Annotated in this window: 13 protein-coding genes and 1 pseudogene; 13 read left to right on the top strand and 1 reads right to left on the bottom strand. The window is 70.7% G+C overall.

The genetic code is table 11. The features are described 5' to 3' along the window. Positions 1-379: 379 nt before the first annotated feature. The 8 genes and pseudogenes from rplU (at position 380) to ACZ4U1_RS08025 (ending at position 10404) form a co-directional block, all read left to right on the top strand. Complete coding sequence (gene rplU / locus ACZ4U1_RS07990) at positions 380-700, top strand: 50S ribosomal protein L21 (RefSeq protein WP_028422127.1); 321 nt, start codon at positions 380-382, stop codon at positions 698-700. A 14-nt stretch (positions 701-714) separates the two neighbouring features. Next, complete coding sequence (gene rpmA / locus ACZ4U1_RS07995; protein ID WP_023550764.1) at positions 715-969, top strand: 50S ribosomal protein L27; 255 nt, start codon at positions 715-717, stop codon at positions 967-969. A 138-nt stretch (positions 970-1107) separates the two neighbouring features. Beyond that, the gene (gene obgE, locus ACZ4U1_RS08000; RefSeq protein WP_467900980.1) at positions 1108-2556 is read left to right on the top strand and encodes a GTPase ObgE; all 1449 of its coding nucleotides are present in this window, start codon (positions 1108-1110) and stop codon (positions 2554-2556) included. A gap of 349 nt (positions 2557-2905) precedes the next feature. Then, positions 2906-4453 (top strand): alkaline phosphatase D family protein, encoded by a 1548-nt coding sequence (locus ACZ4U1_RS08005; RefSeq protein ID WP_467900983.1) that lies wholly within the window; start codon positions 2906-2908, stop codon positions 4451-4453. 187 nt (positions 4454-4640) lie between these two features. After that, positions 4641-5009 (top strand): annotated as a pseudogene (locus ACZ4U1_RS08010) (hypothetical protein); the annotation flags it as partial. A gap of 195 nt (positions 5010-5204) precedes the next feature. Further along, positions 5205-6701: a D-ribitol-5-phosphate cytidylyltransferase gene (locus ACZ4U1_RS08015; protein WP_467900986.1), complete on the top strand. Its 1497-nt coding sequence runs from the start codon at positions 5205-5207 to the stop codon at positions 6699-6701. A gap of 157 nt (positions 6702-6858) precedes the next feature. Continuing rightward, positions 6859-8979 (top strand): hypothetical protein, encoded by a 2121-nt coding sequence (locus ACZ4U1_RS08020; RefSeq protein WP_467900990.1) that lies wholly within the window; start codon positions 6859-6861, stop codon positions 8977-8979. 252 nt (positions 8980-9231) lie between these two features. Beyond that, positions 9232-10404, top strand: a complete 1173-nt coding sequence (locus ACZ4U1_RS08025) for a glycosyltransferase family 2 protein (RefSeq protein WP_467901462.1) — start codon at positions 9232-9234, stop codon at positions 10402-10404. 67 nt (positions 10405-10471) lie between these two features. Here the strand turns inward: ACZ4U1_RS08025 and ACZ4U1_RS08030 are convergent, their stop codons facing one another. Next, on the bottom strand, positions 10472-11881 hold the full coding sequence (locus ACZ4U1_RS08030) for a polysaccharide pyruvyl transferase family protein (RefSeq protein WP_467900993.1): 1410 nt from the start codon (positions 11879-11881) through the stop codon (positions 10472-10474). A gap of 232 nt (positions 11882-12113) precedes the next feature. Between ACZ4U1_RS08030 and proB the strand changes: the two genes are divergently transcribed. From proB to ACZ4U1_RS08055, 5 genes are all read left to right on the top strand, one after another. Further along, entirely contained in the window at positions 12114-13220 is a 1107-nt protein-coding gene (gene proB / locus ACZ4U1_RS08035; RefSeq protein ID WP_467901464.1) for a glutamate 5-kinase, read from the top strand. A 215-nt stretch (positions 13221-13435) separates the two neighbouring features. Next, entirely contained in the window at positions 13436-13861 is a 426-nt protein-coding gene (locus tag ACZ4U1_RS08040) for a hypothetical protein (RefSeq protein ID WP_467900996.1), read from the top strand. A 560-nt stretch (positions 13862-14421) separates the two neighbouring features. Continuing rightward, on the top strand, positions 14422-15708 hold the full coding sequence (locus ACZ4U1_RS08045; protein ID WP_467900999.1) for a glutamate-5-semialdehyde dehydrogenase: 1287 nt from the start codon (positions 14422-14424) through the stop codon (positions 15706-15708). Positions 15709-15829: 121 nt separating this feature from the next. Then, the gene (locus ACZ4U1_RS08050) at positions 15830-16402 is read left to right on the top strand and encodes an SCO2584 family spore wall biosynthesis protein (RefSeq protein ID WP_467901002.1); all 573 of its coding nucleotides are present in this window, start codon (positions 15830-15832) and stop codon (positions 16400-16402) included. A gap of 87 nt (positions 16403-16489) precedes the next feature. Further along, positions 16490-17560, top strand: coding sequence for an SCO2583 family membrane protein (locus tag ACZ4U1_RS08055; protein ID WP_467901005.1), 1071 nt, complete (start codon positions 16490-16492; stop codon positions 17558-17560). Positions 17561-17638: the final 78 nt, after the last annotated feature.

The raw sequence follows: 17638 nt of genomic DNA on the forward strand, positions 1-17638 counted from the left end.
GCAAACAACACCCCCACCGCTACCCACGCCGACTCCAAAAAAAACCCACCCCCCCCCCCCCCCCCCTCCCCTCCCCCCCCCCCCCCCGCCTTTTCCCCCCCCCCCCCCCCCCCCCCCCCCACACCGACGGGGCGGTACCGAGTGACCGGCCGCCCGCCCGTGAGGCCGGTCCGAGTGACCGGCCGCACACCCGAGGGACCCGGTTTGACCCCCTCGGCCCTGCCCCGTAACCTTGACCGTCGGCGTGTCCACTGAACACGCCACATCCCCGTAAACCTCTTCCTCCCGGGCGCAAGGCGGGCCGGGAGAGGTCGCCCGTGGTGTTCCCGGGCGACTGGCCTGCGGGGGTGCCGTTTCTTCGAGCGAAAGTGAGATCCGCGTGTACGCCATCGTGCGCAGCGGTGGTCGCCAGCACAAGGTTGCTGTCGGCGACATCGTTGAGGTTGACAAGATTTCCACCGCCAAGGTTGGCGACACGGTCGAGCTCTCGACCCTGCTCGTTGTCGACGGCGACTCCGTGACCAGCGACCCGTGGGTGCTGGCCGGCATCAAGGTCCAGGCCGAGGTCGTGGACCACCACAAGGGCCAGAAGATCGACATTCTGCGCTACAAGAACAAGACCGGCTACCGCCGTCGGCAGGGCCACCGCCAGCAGTACACGGCGATCAAGGTCACGTCGATCCCCACGGCTGCGAAGTAAGGGACTGAGGAGAAATGGCACACAAGAAGGGCGCATCGTCCACCCGGAACGGTCGCGACTCCAACGCCCAGCGGCTCGGCGTGAAGCGCTTCGGCGGTCAGGTCGTGAACGCTGGTGAGATCCTGGTCCGCCAGCGCGGCACCCACTTCCACCCCGGCGCCGGTGTCGGCCGTGGCGGCGACGACACGCTGTTCGCCCTGCAGGCCGGTGCGGTGGAGTTCGGTACCCACCGTGGCCGCAAGGTCGTGAACATCGTTCCGGTCGCCTGAATCGTCTGATCACCTGATCGCCTGATTCAGCACCGAACGCTTTCGCGAGGCGGACCTCACTTCCCGATCGGGAAGGCGGGTCCGCCTTTCGCGTGTTAACACAGGTAAAACCCGTCATCTTTCTGGAGGCACCCCACCATGACCACCTTCGTGGACCGCGTCGAACTGCACGTCGCCGCGGGTAACGGAGGCCACGGCTGTGCCTCCGTCCACCGTGAGAAGTTCAAGCCGCTCGGCGGCCCCGACGGCGGCAACGGCGGCCGGGGCGGCGATGTCATCCTGACCGTCGACCAGTCGGTCACGACGCTGCTCGAATACCACCACTCCCCGCACCGCAAGGCCACCAACGGCAAGCCCGGCGAGGGCGGCAACCGCTCCGGCAAGGACGGCCAGGACCTGGTCCTGCCGGTGCCGGACGGCACGGTCGTCCTGGACAAGGCGGGCAACGTGCTCGCCGACCTGGTCGGCCACGGCACCTCGTACGTCGCCGCGCAGGGCGGCCGGGGCGGCCTCGGCAACGCGGCGCTGGCCTCCGCCCGCCGCAAGGCCCCCGGCTTCGCGCTGCTCGGCGAGCCCGGTGACGTCCAGGACATCGTCCTGGAGCTGAAGACCGTCGCGGACGTGGCCCTCGTCGGCTACCCGAGCGCCGGCAAGTCCTCGCTGATCTCCGTGCTCAGCGCGGCCAAGCCGAAGATCGCCGACTACCCGTTCACGACGCTGGTCCCGAACCTGGGCGTGGTGACCGCCGGCTCCACCGTCTACACCATCGCCGACGTGCCCGGCCTCATCCCCGGCGCCAGCCAGGGCCGCGGCCTGGGCCTGGAGTTCCTGCGGCACGTGGAGCGGTGCAGCGTGCTGGTGCACGTGCTGGACACCGCCACCCTGGAGTCCGACCGCGACCCGGTCTCCGACCTCGACATCATCGAGGAGGAGCTGCGGCAGTACGGCGGCCTGGACAACCGGCCCCGGATCGTCGTCCTGAACAAGGTGGACGTGCCGGACGGCAAGGACCTCGCCGAGATGGTCCGCCCCGACCTGGAGGCCCGCGGCTACCGGGTCTTCGAGGTGTCGGCCGTGGCCCACATCGGTCTGCGCGAGCTGTCCTTCGCCCTCGGTGACCTGGTCGCCCGGGCGCGCGCCGCCAAGCCGAAGGAGGAGGCGACCCGGATCGTCATCCGGCCCAAGGCCGTGGACGACGCCGGCTTCACCGTCGTACGCGAGGAGGTCGGCGGCGAGCCGCTGTTCCGGGTGCGCGGCGAGAAGCCCGAGCGCTGGGTCCGCCAGACCGACTTCAACAACGACGAGGCTGTCGGCTACCTCGCCGACCGGCTGGGCCGCCTCGGCGTGGAGGAGGAGCTGATGAAGGCGGGCGCCCGCGCGGGCGACGGCGTCGCCATCGGCCCCGAGGAGAACGCGGTCGTCTTCGACTGGGAGCCGACGGTCATGTCCGGCGCGGAGATGCTCGGCCGCCGTGGCGAGGACCACCGCTTCGACGAGCCGCGGCCCGCGGCACAGCGCCGCCGGGACAAGCAGGCGGAGCGGGACGAGGTACTGCGGGAGTACGACGAGTTCGACCCGTTCGAGTAAGGCGTCGGTTCGGCCCCTTCAGAGGGGCCGACCGCATCTGACGGTGCGGCACGCGGCGGATCACGGTCCGCCGCGTGCCGCTTTTCTGTGCCCACGACGTCGCTCGGCGGCTGATCCCCGCTCAGGAGCGGCACGGCGTTGCGCCTCCCTGCGGTAGGACGCATTCCGACCTACCGTCACATCCGTTGCGGCGTCACGGTGTTCTGGTGCCGTGACGCTTCTCCTGTTGTCTCCCCACTTGTCATGCTCGCGATGGGCATGGTTCAGCAGGCGGACCGTCCGGCCATGGGAACTTCCGCATGTCCGACCCACCTGTCCAAGTGGCCACTGTGGCAAAGGGAGTCAGCGCATGACCGCACCATCGCCCGACCGCCGCCGCTTTCTGACCGCCGGGGCCGCCGTCCTCGGCGCCGCGGCCTCCGCCCAGCTGTGGCTGCCCGGCACCGCCCGCGCCGCCGGAACCCCGCTCCCCGACGGAGTGTTCACCCTCGGCATCGCCTCCGGCGATCCGCTGCCCGACGGCATCGTGCTGTGGACCAGACTCGCGCCCGACCCGCTGAACGGCGGCGGCATGCCCGACGCGGTCTTCCCCGTGGAGTGGGAGATCGCCGAGGACGAGCGGTTCCGCCGTATCGCCCGCCGCGGCACCGCCGAGGCCCGCCCCGAACTCGGCCACAGCGTCCACGTGGACGTCCGCGGCCTGCGCCCGGACCGCCCGTACTGGTACCGCTTCCGGGCCGGCACCCAGCTCTCGCCCACCGGCCGCACCCGCACCGCGCCCCACCCGCGCCGGCGGGGCGGCTCGCTGCGCGTCGCCCTCGCCTCCTGCCAGAACTGGCAGCACGGTTACTTCACGCCATACGCCGATATGCTCGCCCAGGACCCCGACGTCGTGCTCTTCGTCGGCGACTACATCTACGAGTCCGCGCCCTCGGCGACGGCCGTACGGCGGCACGAGGGCAAGGGCGAGCCGTACACCCTCGCGCAGTACCGCAACCGGTACGCCCAGTACCGCACCGACCCCGACCTCGCCGCGATGCACGCGAACGCCCCCTGGGTGGTCACCTTCGACGACCACGAGGTGGACAACGACTGGGCCGCGGAGATCCCGCAGGACCCGGACAAGCAGCCGCACGACAAGTTCGTGGCCCGGCTCACCGCGGCCTTCCAGGCGTACTACGAGCACATGCCGGTACGCGCCACCGCGGTCCCCACGGGTCCGCACATCCAGATGTACCGCCGGCTGGAGTTCGGCAGGCTGGCCCGGCTCAACGTGCTCGACACCCGGCAGTACCGCAGCGACCAGGCCACCACGCGGGAGGGCGCCGAATCGCCCTCGATGACCATGCTCGGCGCCGAGCAGAAGCAGTGGCTGCTCGACGGGCTGTACGACTCCCCGGCCCGCTGGAACCTCATCGCCTCGCAGATCATGATGGCCGAGACCGACCTGCTGCCCGGCGACGGCAAGCTCTGGTACTACGACGCCTGGGACGGCTACCAGGTCGAACGCAACGCCCTGCTGGAGGAGTTCGCCGACATCCGCAACCCGGTCGTGCTCAGCGGCGACCGCCACCTGACGATGATCAGCGACCTCAGGACGGACTACGCCGACCCCGACTCCGACGTGGTCGGCGCCGAGTTCGTCGGCACCTCCATCTCCAGCAGCGGCGACCAGGACCAGGACGCCTTCCACAAGCAGTGGGACCCGCTGATGGCGGACAACCCGCACTGGAAGTTCATCGACGCCCACCGCGGATACCACCTGTTCGACATCCGCCGCGACGGCATCGACGCGAGGGTCCGTGCCGTGGACACGGTTCTCAAACCGCAGGCGAGCGCGAGCACGCTGGTGACACTGCGGGTGGAGTCGGACGAACCGGGTGTGCGGATCGTCTGACGTCCGGGTACGCGCCGTGGGACTCACCGCGGTCCCACGGCGCTCTCACGTGAGTCTCAGGTGAGCCTCTTACCTTCCGTTGACCATGGCTGCTGGAGCAGGTACGGGCCACCGGCACACGGACCTCGGTGATCAGCAGCGAGTTCTTCGCCGACGCCCCCGACGACGCCACGATCGCCCGGTCGTGGAGGCGCTGCTCGGACTGCCCGGGAATCTCCTGCCGCCGGTTCCGGACACCGCGAATCGGTCACTCACCCCGGCCGAGACCGAAATGCTGCGAAATCTTAATGTTGAATTCCGCGGCAATGACCTCCCGGACGAGCTGTATTCCCGCCTTGTCCGAGGCGGAGCCGTGCCGCATATGAAGAACACGTGCAGCCCCACGTCCCGCGACGTGAAGATCCCGACGCCCCGCCGGGCGCTCGAGGCGGCCTGCGCCGTCGGTGCGGAGATGTCCGGCGGCGCGGCCCCCGCGCGCGGCGTTCACCAGACGCCGTCGAAGGAGCTGGTACGGGTCCTCGGGCACCGTTGTCCGAGGCGGCTTCGGCGCCGCTGAATCCCGCTCGCGGACACCTGTGGACTTACTCACAGCAAATTCACGGGCGTTCACACCGCCCGCCGCCAATCACCAGGAGTGCAAGGTGAATGACAGGTAGCGCGCACATATGCAGCGGAGGTCACTCACCTTGCACTGCGGTTACCGGAAGTGGGACCATTTCACGGTTCCCTGTCGCCCCAAGGTAGGTCACCTGTGTCCCAGCACATAGCCAAGCCCCGTACCACCGCAGTGATCCTGGCCGGTGGCACCGGTCAGCGGGTGGGTCTGTCGATCCCCAAGCAGTTGCTGAAGATCGCCGGCAAGGCAGTCATCGAGCACACCCTGACCACCTTCGAGAACGCCGACTCGATCGACGACATCATCGTGCTGATGGCCCCGGGCTATGTGCCGGACGTCGAGAAGATCGTCGCCAAGGCGGGCTTCACCAAGGTGAAGAAGATCATCGAGGGCGGCTCGACGCGGAACGAGACCACCGAGCGCGCCATCGCCGCCCTCGGCGAGGGCCTGGCCGAGGGCGAGGACCTCAACGTCCTCTTCCACGACGCCGTACGCCCCCTGCTCTCGCAGCGCGTCATAGACGACTGCGTGGCCGCGCTGGACCGCTACCAGGCCGTCGACGTCGCCATCCCGTCCGCGGACACCATCATCGTCACGCGCACGCACGGCGAGGACGGCGAGTTCATCACCGAGATCCCGGACCGCTCCCGGCTGCGCCGCGGCCAGACCCCGCAGGCCTTCAAGCTGTCCACCATCCGCCGCGCCTACGAGGTCGCCGCCGGCGACCCCAACTTCCAGGCGACGGACGACTGCTCGGTGGTCCTCAAGTACCTGCCGGACGTGCCGATCCACGTCGTCGCGGGCGACGAGTACAACATGAAGGTGACCCAGCCGGTCGACGTCTTCATCGCCGACAAGCTGTTCCAGCTCGCCTCCACCGCCGCCCCCGAGCAGAACGGCGAGGAGGCCTACCGCGAACTCCTCACCGGCAAGACCGTCGTCATCTTCGGCGGCTCCTACGGCATCGGCAAGGACATCGCCGAACTCGCCGAGTCCTACGGCGCGAACGTCTACGCGCTCGGCCGCTCCACCACCGGCACGCACGTGGAGAACCCGGAGGAGGTCGACGACGCGCTGTCCAAGGCGTACGCGGAGACCGGCCGGATCGACTACGTCGTCAACACCGCGGGCGTGCTGCGCATCGGCAAGCTCGCCGAGACCGACAACGCCACCATCGAGGAGGCGCTGAAGGTCAACTACCTGGCCCCGGTGCAGATCGCGCGCTCCTCCTACAAGTACCTGGCGGAGACCAACGGCCAGCTGCTGCTCTACACCTCCAGCAGCTACACCCGCGGCCGCGCCGAGTACTCCCTGTACTCCTCCACCAAGGCCGCCATGGTGAACCTCACCCAGGCGCTGTCCGACGAGTGGGCCGGCGACGGCATCCGCGTCAACTGCATCAACCCCGAGCGCACCGCCACCCCGATGCGCACCAAGGCCTTCGGCCAGGAGCCCGCGGGCAGCCTGCTGTCCTCCGAGGCCGTGGCCCGTACCTCCCTGGACGTGCTGCTGTCGGAGCTGACCGGGCACGTGATCGACGTCCGTCAGCAGGACCCGACCGCGGGCGCCGCGAAGGCCTCCGGCTTCGAACAGGCGCTGGCCGCCGTGCTGGACCGTCAGGACGGCGTGTAATAATCAGAGGTAATTAAGACTTTGGGAATTCAGGCCTCTGCGGGTACCCGTTCACCGGGTATTCGCAGAGGCCTGTATCCGTACCCCACCCAATTACCGGCCTCTCCCGGCATTTCTGAACAAAACCGGCACTCCCCCTCCCAGAGCAGGTTTCTCCGTGATATCCACCGCTATTCGCGTCGCCCGGGTGGGCAGCGCGGCCGAGCTTGCCGCGGCGGCCCTCGTGATGCTGGGCTTCCCCGCGCTCATGCTGGCCGCGCTCGTCCCGAGCGTTCCCGCCTTCGCGGCCCTGGCCGCCGTGACGTACCTGGCGGACCACTATCTGCACCGCAAGGGCAGCTACCTGATCAACCGCCTCAGCAAGGTCCGCGCGGGCCTGTCGATCCGCTTCCTGATCCGCCAGCTGCTGCTGGTCCTGCTGCTGGCCCGGCTGTCCCTCTCGGACGACCTGATCTTCTACGGCGCGGTCGCCTGCTTCATCGCCTTCTACGGGCTCCAGGCCCCGCACGGTGCCCTGGTCACCCTCATCCGCAACCGCCGCCGGATGCCGGTCGCCACCCGCAACATCGACCTGAAGTCCCGCATCCGCATCCCGGACGCCCCGCCGCGCGGGCTGCTGCACCGCTCCGCGGAGAAGATGCTCCACCTCGACCTGTTCGCGGTCGCCGGCATCCTCGTCTCGGCCGAGCTGGGGTCGGCCGGGTTCGGCTTCCTCGGTGTCGGTCTCACCCTCGGCGGGGGCATCGGGTACATCCTGCGCCTGCTGCCGTACGTGCGCGGCCGGCGGATCCCGCCGAGGGCCGACGTCGTCCTCGCCGCCGTCGACGACTGGCTGGCCGCCTACAAGCCCGAGACGGTCCTGTACTTCTCCGGCTCCAAGGACTCCGCGTACCAGGTCAACATGTGGCTGGAGACGATGGAGCAGCTGGACACCCGGCCGCTGATCATCCTCCGCGAGCGCGTCATCCTGAACAACCTCGCGCCCACCACGGTCCCCGTCATCTGCGTGCCCGGAGGGGTGCACCTGATGAACCTGGACCTGTCCACCGTGCGGGTCGCCCTGTACGCGGCCAACGTCGGCAAGAACATCCACCTGCTGCGCGTGCCCACCATGAAGCACGTGTTCATCGGCCACGGCGACAGCGACAAGCTGGCCAGCGTCAACCCGTACAGCAAGGTCTACGACGAGGTGTGGACCGCCGGCCGGGCCGGCCGCGACCGCTACGCCATCGCCGACGTCGGCGTCCGCGACGACGACATCGTGGAGGTCGGCCGCCCGCAGCTGGCGCCCATCCAGAGCTGGCAGGGCGTGCCGGAGGGCCGCATCCCGACCGTGCTGTACGCGCCCACCTGGGAGGGCTGGGACGGCAACCCGGGCAACACCTCGATCGTGCTCGCCGGCGAGAACATCGTGAACAAGCTCGTCGCGGCCGACCCGCCGGTCCGCGTCCTGTACAAGCCGCACCCGTTCACCGGCACCGTCAGCAAGGACGCCAAGGCCGCCCACCAGCGCATCACCGCCCTGGTCGAGAAGGCCGCCGCCGAGCGCGCCACCGACCCCCGGTTCACCGCCGACAGTGCCGCCATGGACCGGGCCAAGGCCGAGCTGGCCCGCATCGAGGCCCGGCTCGCCGAGCTGGCCGGCACCGGCGGCAGCAAGGGCGACGAGGCCGAGGCCACCCGCGACGGCATCGTGGACGTGCACCGGCACGAGGAGATCGCCCGGCTGCGCGCCGAGTGGAACGACGCCTACTGGCGCTCCTTCCCGTCGTACGAGCACCGCGTCATCACCGGCGCCGAGCCGCGGCTGTACGACTGCTTCAACGTCTCCGACGCGATGGTCTCCGACATCTCCTCCGTGGTCTCCGACTTCATCGCGAGCGGCAAGCCGTACGCCGTCACCGACTCCGGCGAGCTGGGTTTCGAGGAGTTCAAGCGGCAGAACACGGCCGTGCGCGCCGCGGTGATCCTGTCCAACAGCGCCGCCGAGCTGGGCGGTCTGCTGGACGCCGTGCGCGACCCGTCCGCCGACCCGCTCGCGGACGCCCGCAAGGAGCTGAAGCAGTACCTGCTCGGCCCGGACGAGCCGAAGTCGATCGACCAGTTCAACGCCGCGGTCGCCGACCTCGCCCTGAAGGCCGAGGCCCGCAACGTCGGCCAGCAGTCCCGGCTGGGCGCGGCGAACGCCGACGCCGCCGAGGCGGCCGAGCTGACCAACGCGGTCCCGGGCCAGCGCACCGCGTCGGCCGGAGAGACGGACGGCGTGAGCGCGGGCTGACCTTCCCAGCGTGATCACCGGGCCCCCGAGGAGCACTCCCCGGGGGCCCTCGCCGTGCTCCGTTCACCCTCAATCCAGGAATCTGTGTGATGTGTACCACTTATCACCCTCGGTGGGGCAACCGCTTGCCCCAGGTATCCGTCTAACAAATTGCGATTGAGGTGATACGGGGGAAATATTCCGTGACTAGGGGGAACAGTGACCGTCGTGACGCAGCCTGATGTCAGTGTGATCATCGGGGCGTACGAAGCGATGCCGTACCTGGTGGAGTGCCTGGCATCCGTCGAGGCACAGACCATCGATCCGGCGCGCATGGAGGTCATTGCCGTGGACGACGGCTCGACCGACGGCACCGGCGAGTACCTGGAGGAGTTCGCGGCCCGCGCCCCCATGTCCGTCACCGTCATCCGCCAGGAGAACTCCGGCGGCCCCAGCGGACCGCGCAACGTCGGCCTGGGCAAGGCGTCCGGCCGCTACGTCTTCTTCCTCGACGCCGACGACCGGCTCGGCCCCGAGGCCCTGGAACGCATGATCGCCATGGCCGACAAGAACGGCACGGACGTCGTCCTCGGCAAGGTGGAGGGCGTCAACCGCAGCGCGCCGAAGTCCATGTGGGGCAAGACGCTCGACCGGGCCGACGTCTTCACCTCCAACATCAAGTTCACGCTCAGCGCGCAGAAGCTCTTCCGCCGCTCCCTGCTGGAGCAGCACGGCATGCGCTTCGACGAGTCGCTGTTCACCGGCGAGGACGCCCTGTTCACGCTGGAGGCCTACCTGCGCGCCAGCGGCGTCTCCGTGGTCGCCGACTACACCTGCTACTACCTGGTCGGCCGCGACGACGGCAAGCAGGTCACCAAGACCGGCAGCTACACCCTCCGCTTCGACTCCGCGCGCGCCCTGATGAAGCTCATCGCCGACATGGTCCCGGCCGGCGAGAAGCGTGACCTCCTCATGGTCCGGCCGTTCCTCATCACGCTGCTGCCGCAGTTCGGGCCCAAGTTCCTCACCGACAGCGAAGAGGTGCGCCGGCACAAGTTCGAGCTGGCCAAGCCGCTGATGGACGCCTACTGGACGCCCGGTGTGGCCCGCCGCCTCAAAGTGAACGAGCGGCTGCGGCTGCACCTGGTCGCCATGCAGCAGCCCGAACTGCTGCTGGACGTCGTCAAGTTCGTCAAGGCGAAGAAGCAGGCCGCGGCCGTCCTGGAGAAGCGCGGCACCCGCCTGTACCTGATCTACCCGCACTTCCGGTCCAGGACGGCCCGCATCCCGGACGAGATCTACCTCGCCGACCCCCGCGAGGCCCGCGCCTTCCTCGGCTACCGCGAGGCCGCCGCCAACTCCGTCACGCGCCGCGCCCTGCGCAAGGCACGGCGGATCCTGCGGCGCGTACTGCCGGGGAAGGGCTTCGGGGCGGCGGCGGCCTGAGCGAGCCCTGTCGGGTGCGACGAGGACCCCGGGCGGATGTGCCCGGGGTCCTCGTGCCGCCGGAGGACTACTGCTTGCCCGCCTGGAGCGCGCGCCGAAGGGGCCGGCCCACCACGCGCCGCGCGCGCCGGTAGACGGACGCGGCCGGGGCCGGCACCGCCGCCGCGGCCTTCTGCTTCACCTTCTGCGCCTTCGCCAGCTCCCGCCGCAACTGGGCGTTGTGCTGGCTCAGTTCCGTCACCTGGCTCTGCAGCCAGCCGAACCGGGTGCTGAGCGAGGCGAGATCGGTGTCGTTCCACGGCCGGACACCCGGCGGGAAGGACAGCGCACGCATCCTCTTCTCGAAGGCCGCCCCGCCGTCACCGTGCGTGAAGGTGTTCCGCAGCCCGTTCTTGTCCAGGAACCGTACGAACCGGTCGAAGCGCTCGGCGTGGCCCCCGACCAGCCCGCTCAGATCGGCCTGCTCGTACAGCCGGGCCGGATCCGCCGCCTCCGGATCCTTCGCGACCTTGTCCAGCCGCAGGTGCGGGATCTCGAAGTACCGGCACAGCTCCAGCGTGCGCGAGTCCCCGCACAGCACCGTCGCCGGCGTTCCCGCGAGCAGCGCCGCGATGTTGCCGTGGATGCGCGAGCCGAAGGAGAAGTCGAAGTCCCGCAGGTCGTCGATCCACGTGACCGGGTCGACGTACACCCGCACCTTGCCCTCCCGGTACATCGGGTGGTCCGGGTGCGTCGGCATCGCCGTCACCAGGGCGTTGGGGTCCGTCAGGTCCCGCCAGTGCAACTGCCGCGCGTCGCTGATGTTCTGGCCGATGAAGCACAGGTTCGGGTAGCGGGCGTGGGTGCGGCTGATGATCCGGTCCAGGCCCTGCTTCTGCACCGCGCTGTGCGAACCGTTCACCGCGATCCGCGCGTCCGAGGTCAGCTCCGGCAGCCGCTTCCGCACGTCGAGGTCACGGCCGTACAGGAACAGCGACGGGCAGCCGATGACCTCCACGTCCCGGAAGCCCATGTCCCGCAGGTACTGCTCGGTGAACTCGCCGCGCACCCCGATCGAGGCGCTGCGGTCCAGCACCGCCGCGCAGAACTCGCGCACGGACTGCTCCATCGGCTTCAGCCGCGCCGGGTCGTAGCTCAGTCCGGTCTGCGCGCCGACGCCCAGCACCACCACGGGGATCCGCAGCTTGCTGATCAGCCGGGTCATGCGCTTGAGCCGGCCCTCGAAGGACGGCCGGAAGGCGTTGGCCAGCGGTACGACGAAGGCGTCGTACTCCTCGTTGATCCGGGCGGCCGCCGACACGTCGGTGCCGATGCCGTTCGAGACGACCTCGGTGCCCGGCGCTTCGAGGATCTTGTGCGCGGCGTCGCTGAAGATCAGGTTGCCGGCGTTGGTGGCGATGACGTCCCGGTGGAGGGCCTCCTCCAGGGAGAGGACGTCGTACGGGCTCTTGCCCGACCGCAGCAGGATGCGGTTCACGGGGGGAACAGTAGGTGACACAAACTTCAACATATGTTGGTGAGACATTTTATTTCTACAGGCAACCAACACAACTTTTTTGCCGTACGCAAATGGTGAGCGAACGACTACGCACCGCCTGTCCGGGAGGTGGACCGGCGCGCACCAACCGATCCACTTCGCGTAGATTGCCGGACAGGCAGCCGGAACGCGCGAGGGGACAGAAGGCACCGTGTCAAGGGCAAGGCAGGCCGTGGGCGAGGCCCGCAGGATCGTCGTCAAGGTGGGCTCCTCGTCGCTGACCACCGCCGCGGGCGGCCTGGACGCCGACCGCGTCGACGCGCTCGTCGACGTCCTCGCCAAGAGCCGCAGCGGCGGGGAGCGGGAGATCGTCCTCGTCTCCTCCGGCGCCATCGCCGCCGGCCTCGCCCCGCTCGGCCTGCGCCGCCGCCCCAAGGACCTGGCCCGCCAGCAGGCCGCCGCCAGCGTCGGCCAGGGCCTGCTCGTCGCCCGCTACACCGCCTCCTTCGCCCGCTACGGCGTCCGCGTCGGCCAAGTCCTGCTCACCAGCGACGACATGAGCCGCCGCGCCCACCACCGCAACGCCTCCCGCACCCTCGACAAGCTGCTCGCGATGGGTGCCTTCCCGATCGTCAACGAGAACGACACCGTCGCCACCGACGAGATCCGCTTCGGCGACAACGACCGCCTCGCCGCCCTCGTCGCCCACCTCGTCCACGCCGACCTGCTGGTCCTCCTCTCCGACGTCGACGGCGTCTACGACGGCGACCCCAGCAAGCCCGGCACCTCGCGGATAGCGGAGATCAAGGGCCCGGAGGACCTCGCCGGCGTCGAGATCGGCAGCGCGGGCAAGGCCGGCGTCGGCACCGGCGGTATGGTCACCAAGGTGGAGGCTGCCCGGATCGCCGCCGCCGCCGGCATCCCGGTGGTGCTGACCAGCGCCGTCCACGCCGCCGAGGCCCTCGCCGGCGGCGACACCGGCACCTACTTCCACCCCACCGGAAAGCGTTCCGCCGACCGCCTCCTGTGGCTCCAGCACGCCTCCACCCCGCAGGGCGCCCTGACCCTGGACGACGGCGCGGTGGACGCGGTCGTGAAGCGGCGCAAGTCGCTGCTGCCCGCCGGAATCGCCGCCGTGGAGGGCGAGTTCAGCGCGGGCGACCCCGTCGAGCTGCGGGACGCGACGGGCCGCGCGGTGGCCCGGGGGCTCGTCAACTTCGACGCCAAGGAGATCCCCCGGCTGATCGGACGTTCGACCCGGGAGCTGGCGCGGGAGCTGGGCGCCGCGTACGAACGCGAGGTCGTACACAGGGACGACCTGGTGCTCCTGCATACCTGACTCTCGCAAAACAGCTCGTAAAACAGGGCGTAAGGAACGCCCCCGGTGGGGGACGTTCCGTAAAACCGCCACGCGGAGCCCGGAGGCCTGCTCAACTTTGTCTCGGGGACATGTTGATAGGAACACGTTCCGTCAAGGGGTCATGCGAGCCGTACGAGCCAGTGCGAGCCAGTGAGCCATGCGCGCCATGCGAGCCATGCGTGAAGGAGGCCGTCGTGAGACGAGTGCGCCCGGGGGCGGCGTCCCGCGGTGCTCTGACGAGCGTCGCGGCCGGGGACACCTATGAGGGGCCCAAGGACCTGCCCAGGCTGTGGCACGTCACCCTCAGCGTCTCCGGGGAGAAGGTCCCCCTGCCCGAACTGCGGCGGGCCCTGGAACAACTCGCCCACGACCACCCCTTCCTGCTGACCAGCAGATACGCGACCGACCACGCCGAGATCCGGTACTGGGAAGAGGCCCGCGACCTGCACGACGCCGCCGCCGTGGCGCTGCGCCTGTGGGGCGAGCACCGGCAGAGCGCCGGCCTGCCGCCCTGGGAGATCGTCGGTCTGGAGGTCATCGACCGCGAGACCTACCACCAGCGCATCGCCGAGGGCTACGGACCGCCACCGGCGACACCGGTAGGGGTGCACCCGTTCTGACCCGGAGCGGGCGAACCGGCCGGGGGAGGGGCTGGCGGCCTCGACGGGGTGGCGTGCGGGCGCCCGGCGGAGGCCGGGAGGCGGGGGCCGGTGCGGGGGGTTGGAGCGCGGGCCGAGGCACGGGCTGCGGCGGGGCCGGGGCGGAGGTCGGAGGTCGGCGGCCGAGGTGGGGGCTGGACGAGGGGCACGGCACAGCCCGGGCGGAGGCTGGAGCGAGGGCCGAGGCACAGGCTGTGGTGGGGGCCGGGCCGAGGTGGGGGCTGGCCGAGGGCCAAGACACAGGCCGGGGCGGGGGCTGGAGGGCGGGCCGAGGCACAGGCCGCGGAGAGGCCGGCCCACCGGCCGGGGCCGGGGCGGGGCTGGAGCGGGCGGAGGCCGGGGGCCACGGGCCGGGGCCGGGGTGGAGCGAAGGCCGCGGGACAGGCCGCGGCGGGGCGGGGCTGGAGCCAGGGGCGAGGCGCGGGCCGGGGTGGCGGGTCGCCCCTTTTGGGGTGGACCGGGGTGTCTCGGGGTGTGGGACGTCCGCTGAACCGCCGCGTCCCGCGCACTACCCTTCCCTCATGACCACGCTCTCTCCGTACGACTCGATGTCCCCGGTCACCCAGGCCGCCTACCGGGCCAAGGCCGCCGCCGCCGACCTCGCACCGCTCCCGCGCGCGGTGAAGGACGACGCGCTGCTCGCCATCGCCGACGCCCTGGAGGTCCGGACCGCCGAGATCGTCGAGGCCAACGCCAAGGACGTGGCCAAGGCCCGGGAGAACGGCACCAGCGAGGCCATCGTCGACCGGCTCACCCTCACCCCCGAGCGGGTCCGCGCCATCGCCTCCGACGTCCGCGACGTCGCGAAGCTGCCCGACCCGGTCGGCGAGGTCGTCCGCGGCTCCACCCTGCCCAACGGCATCGACCTGCGCCAGGTCCGCGTCCCGCTCGGCGTCGTCGGCATCATCTACGAGGCCCGCCCCAACGTCACCGTCGACGCCGCCGCCCTCTGCCTGAAGTCCGGCAACGCCGTCCTGCTGCGCGGCTCCGGCTCCGCCTACGAGTCCAACACCGCCCTCGTCCGGGTGATCCGCGACGCCGTCGGCGGCGCCGGCCTGCCCGCCGACGCCGTCCAGCTGGTGCCGGGGGAGAGCCGCGACTCCGTCCGCGAGCTGATGCGCGCCCGCGGCCTGGTCGACGTCCTCATCCCGCGCGGCGGCGCCTCCCTGATCCAGACCGTGGTCAACGAGTCCACGGTCCCCGTGATCGAGACCGGCACCGGCAACTGCCACGTCTACGTCGACGCCCAGGCCGACATCGACACGGCCGTCGAGATCCTGATCAACTCCAAGGCCCAGCGGGTCAGCGTCTGCAACGCCGCCGAGACCCTCCTCGTCCACCAGGACATCGCCCCCGAGTTCCTGCCGCGCGCCCTGGAGGCCCTCGCCGAGGCCGGTGTCACCGTCCACGCCGACGAGCGGGTCATGGCCTACGGCAAGGACTCCAAGGCCACCGTGGTCGAGGCGACCGCCGAGGACTGGGAGACCGAGTACCTCTCCTACGACATCGCCGCCGCGGTGGTGGACTCGCTGGACAAGGCCGTCGAGCACATCCGGCTGTGGACCTCCGGCCACACCGAGGCCATCGTCACCACCTCCCAGCAGGCCGCCCGCCGCTTCACCCAGCTGGTCGACTCCACCACCGTCGCCGTGAACGCCTCCACCCGCTTCACCGACGGCGGCCAGTTCGGCTTCGGCGCCGAGATCGGCATCTCCACCCAGAAGCTGCACGCCCGCGGCCCGATGGGCCTGCCGGAGCTGACCAGCACGAAGTACATCGTCACCGGCGACGGACACGTACGCCGCTGATCCGCTCACCCGCCCGGGTGACCCGACCGGGGCGCGGCCGGTGTCCTGAACGCCGTCTCACCAGGCAGACGAATTTCCATACCGTCTGCCCAAATTGACCCCCCAGGTCTACTCTGGACCCGTGCCGGAGGACGTGGGGGGCACGCCGTTCCCTGACGGCTGGGAGCCCGACGACGACCACGACCACGGGGTGTCGGACGAAGAGTTCGCCTCCGTGGTCTTCGACGAGGCCTTCGTACAGGCGGCCACGGTCCATGAGCCGACCGCCGTGGAACGCCTCCTGGCCGCCGCCCAGGCCAGAGCCGAGGCCTCCGAGGCGGAGGCCCGCCGCGCCCACTCCCGAGGCGAGCGCTACGACGACGGCTACGGCCCCGACGGCACCGAATTCGGCCAAGATCAGGACGATGACGAGCCGGACGACGCCTACGTCCTCGGCGACCGCCACGGCGCCTTCGGCCCCTACGGCAAACAGGTCCGCTGGCACCGGCCCGTGGCCTGGGTCCTCGCCGTCGTGATGGGCATCGGCATGGTCGCCCTGGCCTTCGCCGCCGTCTACCGGGGAAGCTCCTCGGGCACCCGCGACCGGGTACCCGCGCCCGCCTCGACCGGCCTGGAACAAGGCGGCGCCTCCGCGCCCGGCACCCCCGCCGACCACTCCCGTCCGGCCGTCTCGGCCATCCCGCACTCACCCTGAACGCCCGCCCGCGCCTGGTGAGAACCTGTCAAAAGTTGTCGCACAGGGGGGCGTTTACCCGGGCTCCGCGAGACCTACTCTGAAGGTATGGGCGGGCCTGGAGACCCACCGGAGGGGACACCCGAGGGCGGCCCCGGAGGTGCGGAGGACGAATACCGATCCGTCGTCTTCGACGAGTCGTTCGTCCGTGCTGCCCGACTCCAGGAGTTCTCCGCCAAGGAGCGGATGGCCGACCACACGCCCGCCGTCCGCCGCCGCCCGGCCCTGCACCGCGGACTCGGCCGGCAGGCCCTGATCCTCGTCCTGCTGATCGCCGTCGCCTTCGGCACCGCGATCTACATGGGCGTCCGCCACCCCTACAGTTCCCCGCAGACCCGGCGGCCCGTGGAGTCCCTGCGGATCACGGTCATCCCGCTCGCCCCGCAGGCCAAGGTGCCCGGCGCCACCGACGCCGAGAGCCTGTACGCGCGCAGCCCCGCCGCCCCGTTCGAGGTCGGCGCCGAGGGCATACCGCTGCCGGCCTCGCGCAGCACCGCCCACTTCTCTGACAGCCAGGTGGTGACCGCCCTCACCACCGTCAAGGAGTACATCGTCCGTTCCTCGCTCCACCCCGAGGTGCTCACCGGCCGCGAGGTGCGCCCCGCCCGGTCCCTGATCGACTCCGACCAGCTCGACCAGTTCGACCAGAGCTTCGACCACCCGGCGGCGGACGGCCGGCACGCGCCCACCGGCTGGGTGGTCCGCATCGACCCCGCCCGGGCCCAGCTGGCCGACGACCGGATCCGCGTGTTCGGCTCCCTGGGGGTCACCGAGGCCGACTCGGCGACGCTGGAGGTCACGGCCGACCACACCTTCGTCTACGCCCTGCGCCCCACCGGCGCCGTCTCCGACGCCCCCGCCTCCCTCTTCACGGTCCGCCGCGAGCTGATCTTCCACCTGGACCGCGACGACCTGCGCACCCACCAGGTCCGGCTGATCACGTCCTACGTCCAGGCAGGCCCCCTGGCCTGCGCCGAGGACTCCGCCGCCTACCTCCGCCCCCTCCTGGCCGGCCAAACGGCCCGCTCGGGCGCCCCCGCGGGCACCAACCCCTACGAGACCGACAGCCCGACGGCCCTGTGCGGGACGCTGGCCACGGGGGCTCAGCCGAAGGTGTGAGGGTTGTCGAGGCGGCGGGTGGTGGGCGGTGCCGGCGGTGGGGCTGGGACGCCGGCGGGGTGGGGACGCGGCGTTGAG

Source organism: Streptomyces sp. NPDC028928, assembly GCF_055564915.1.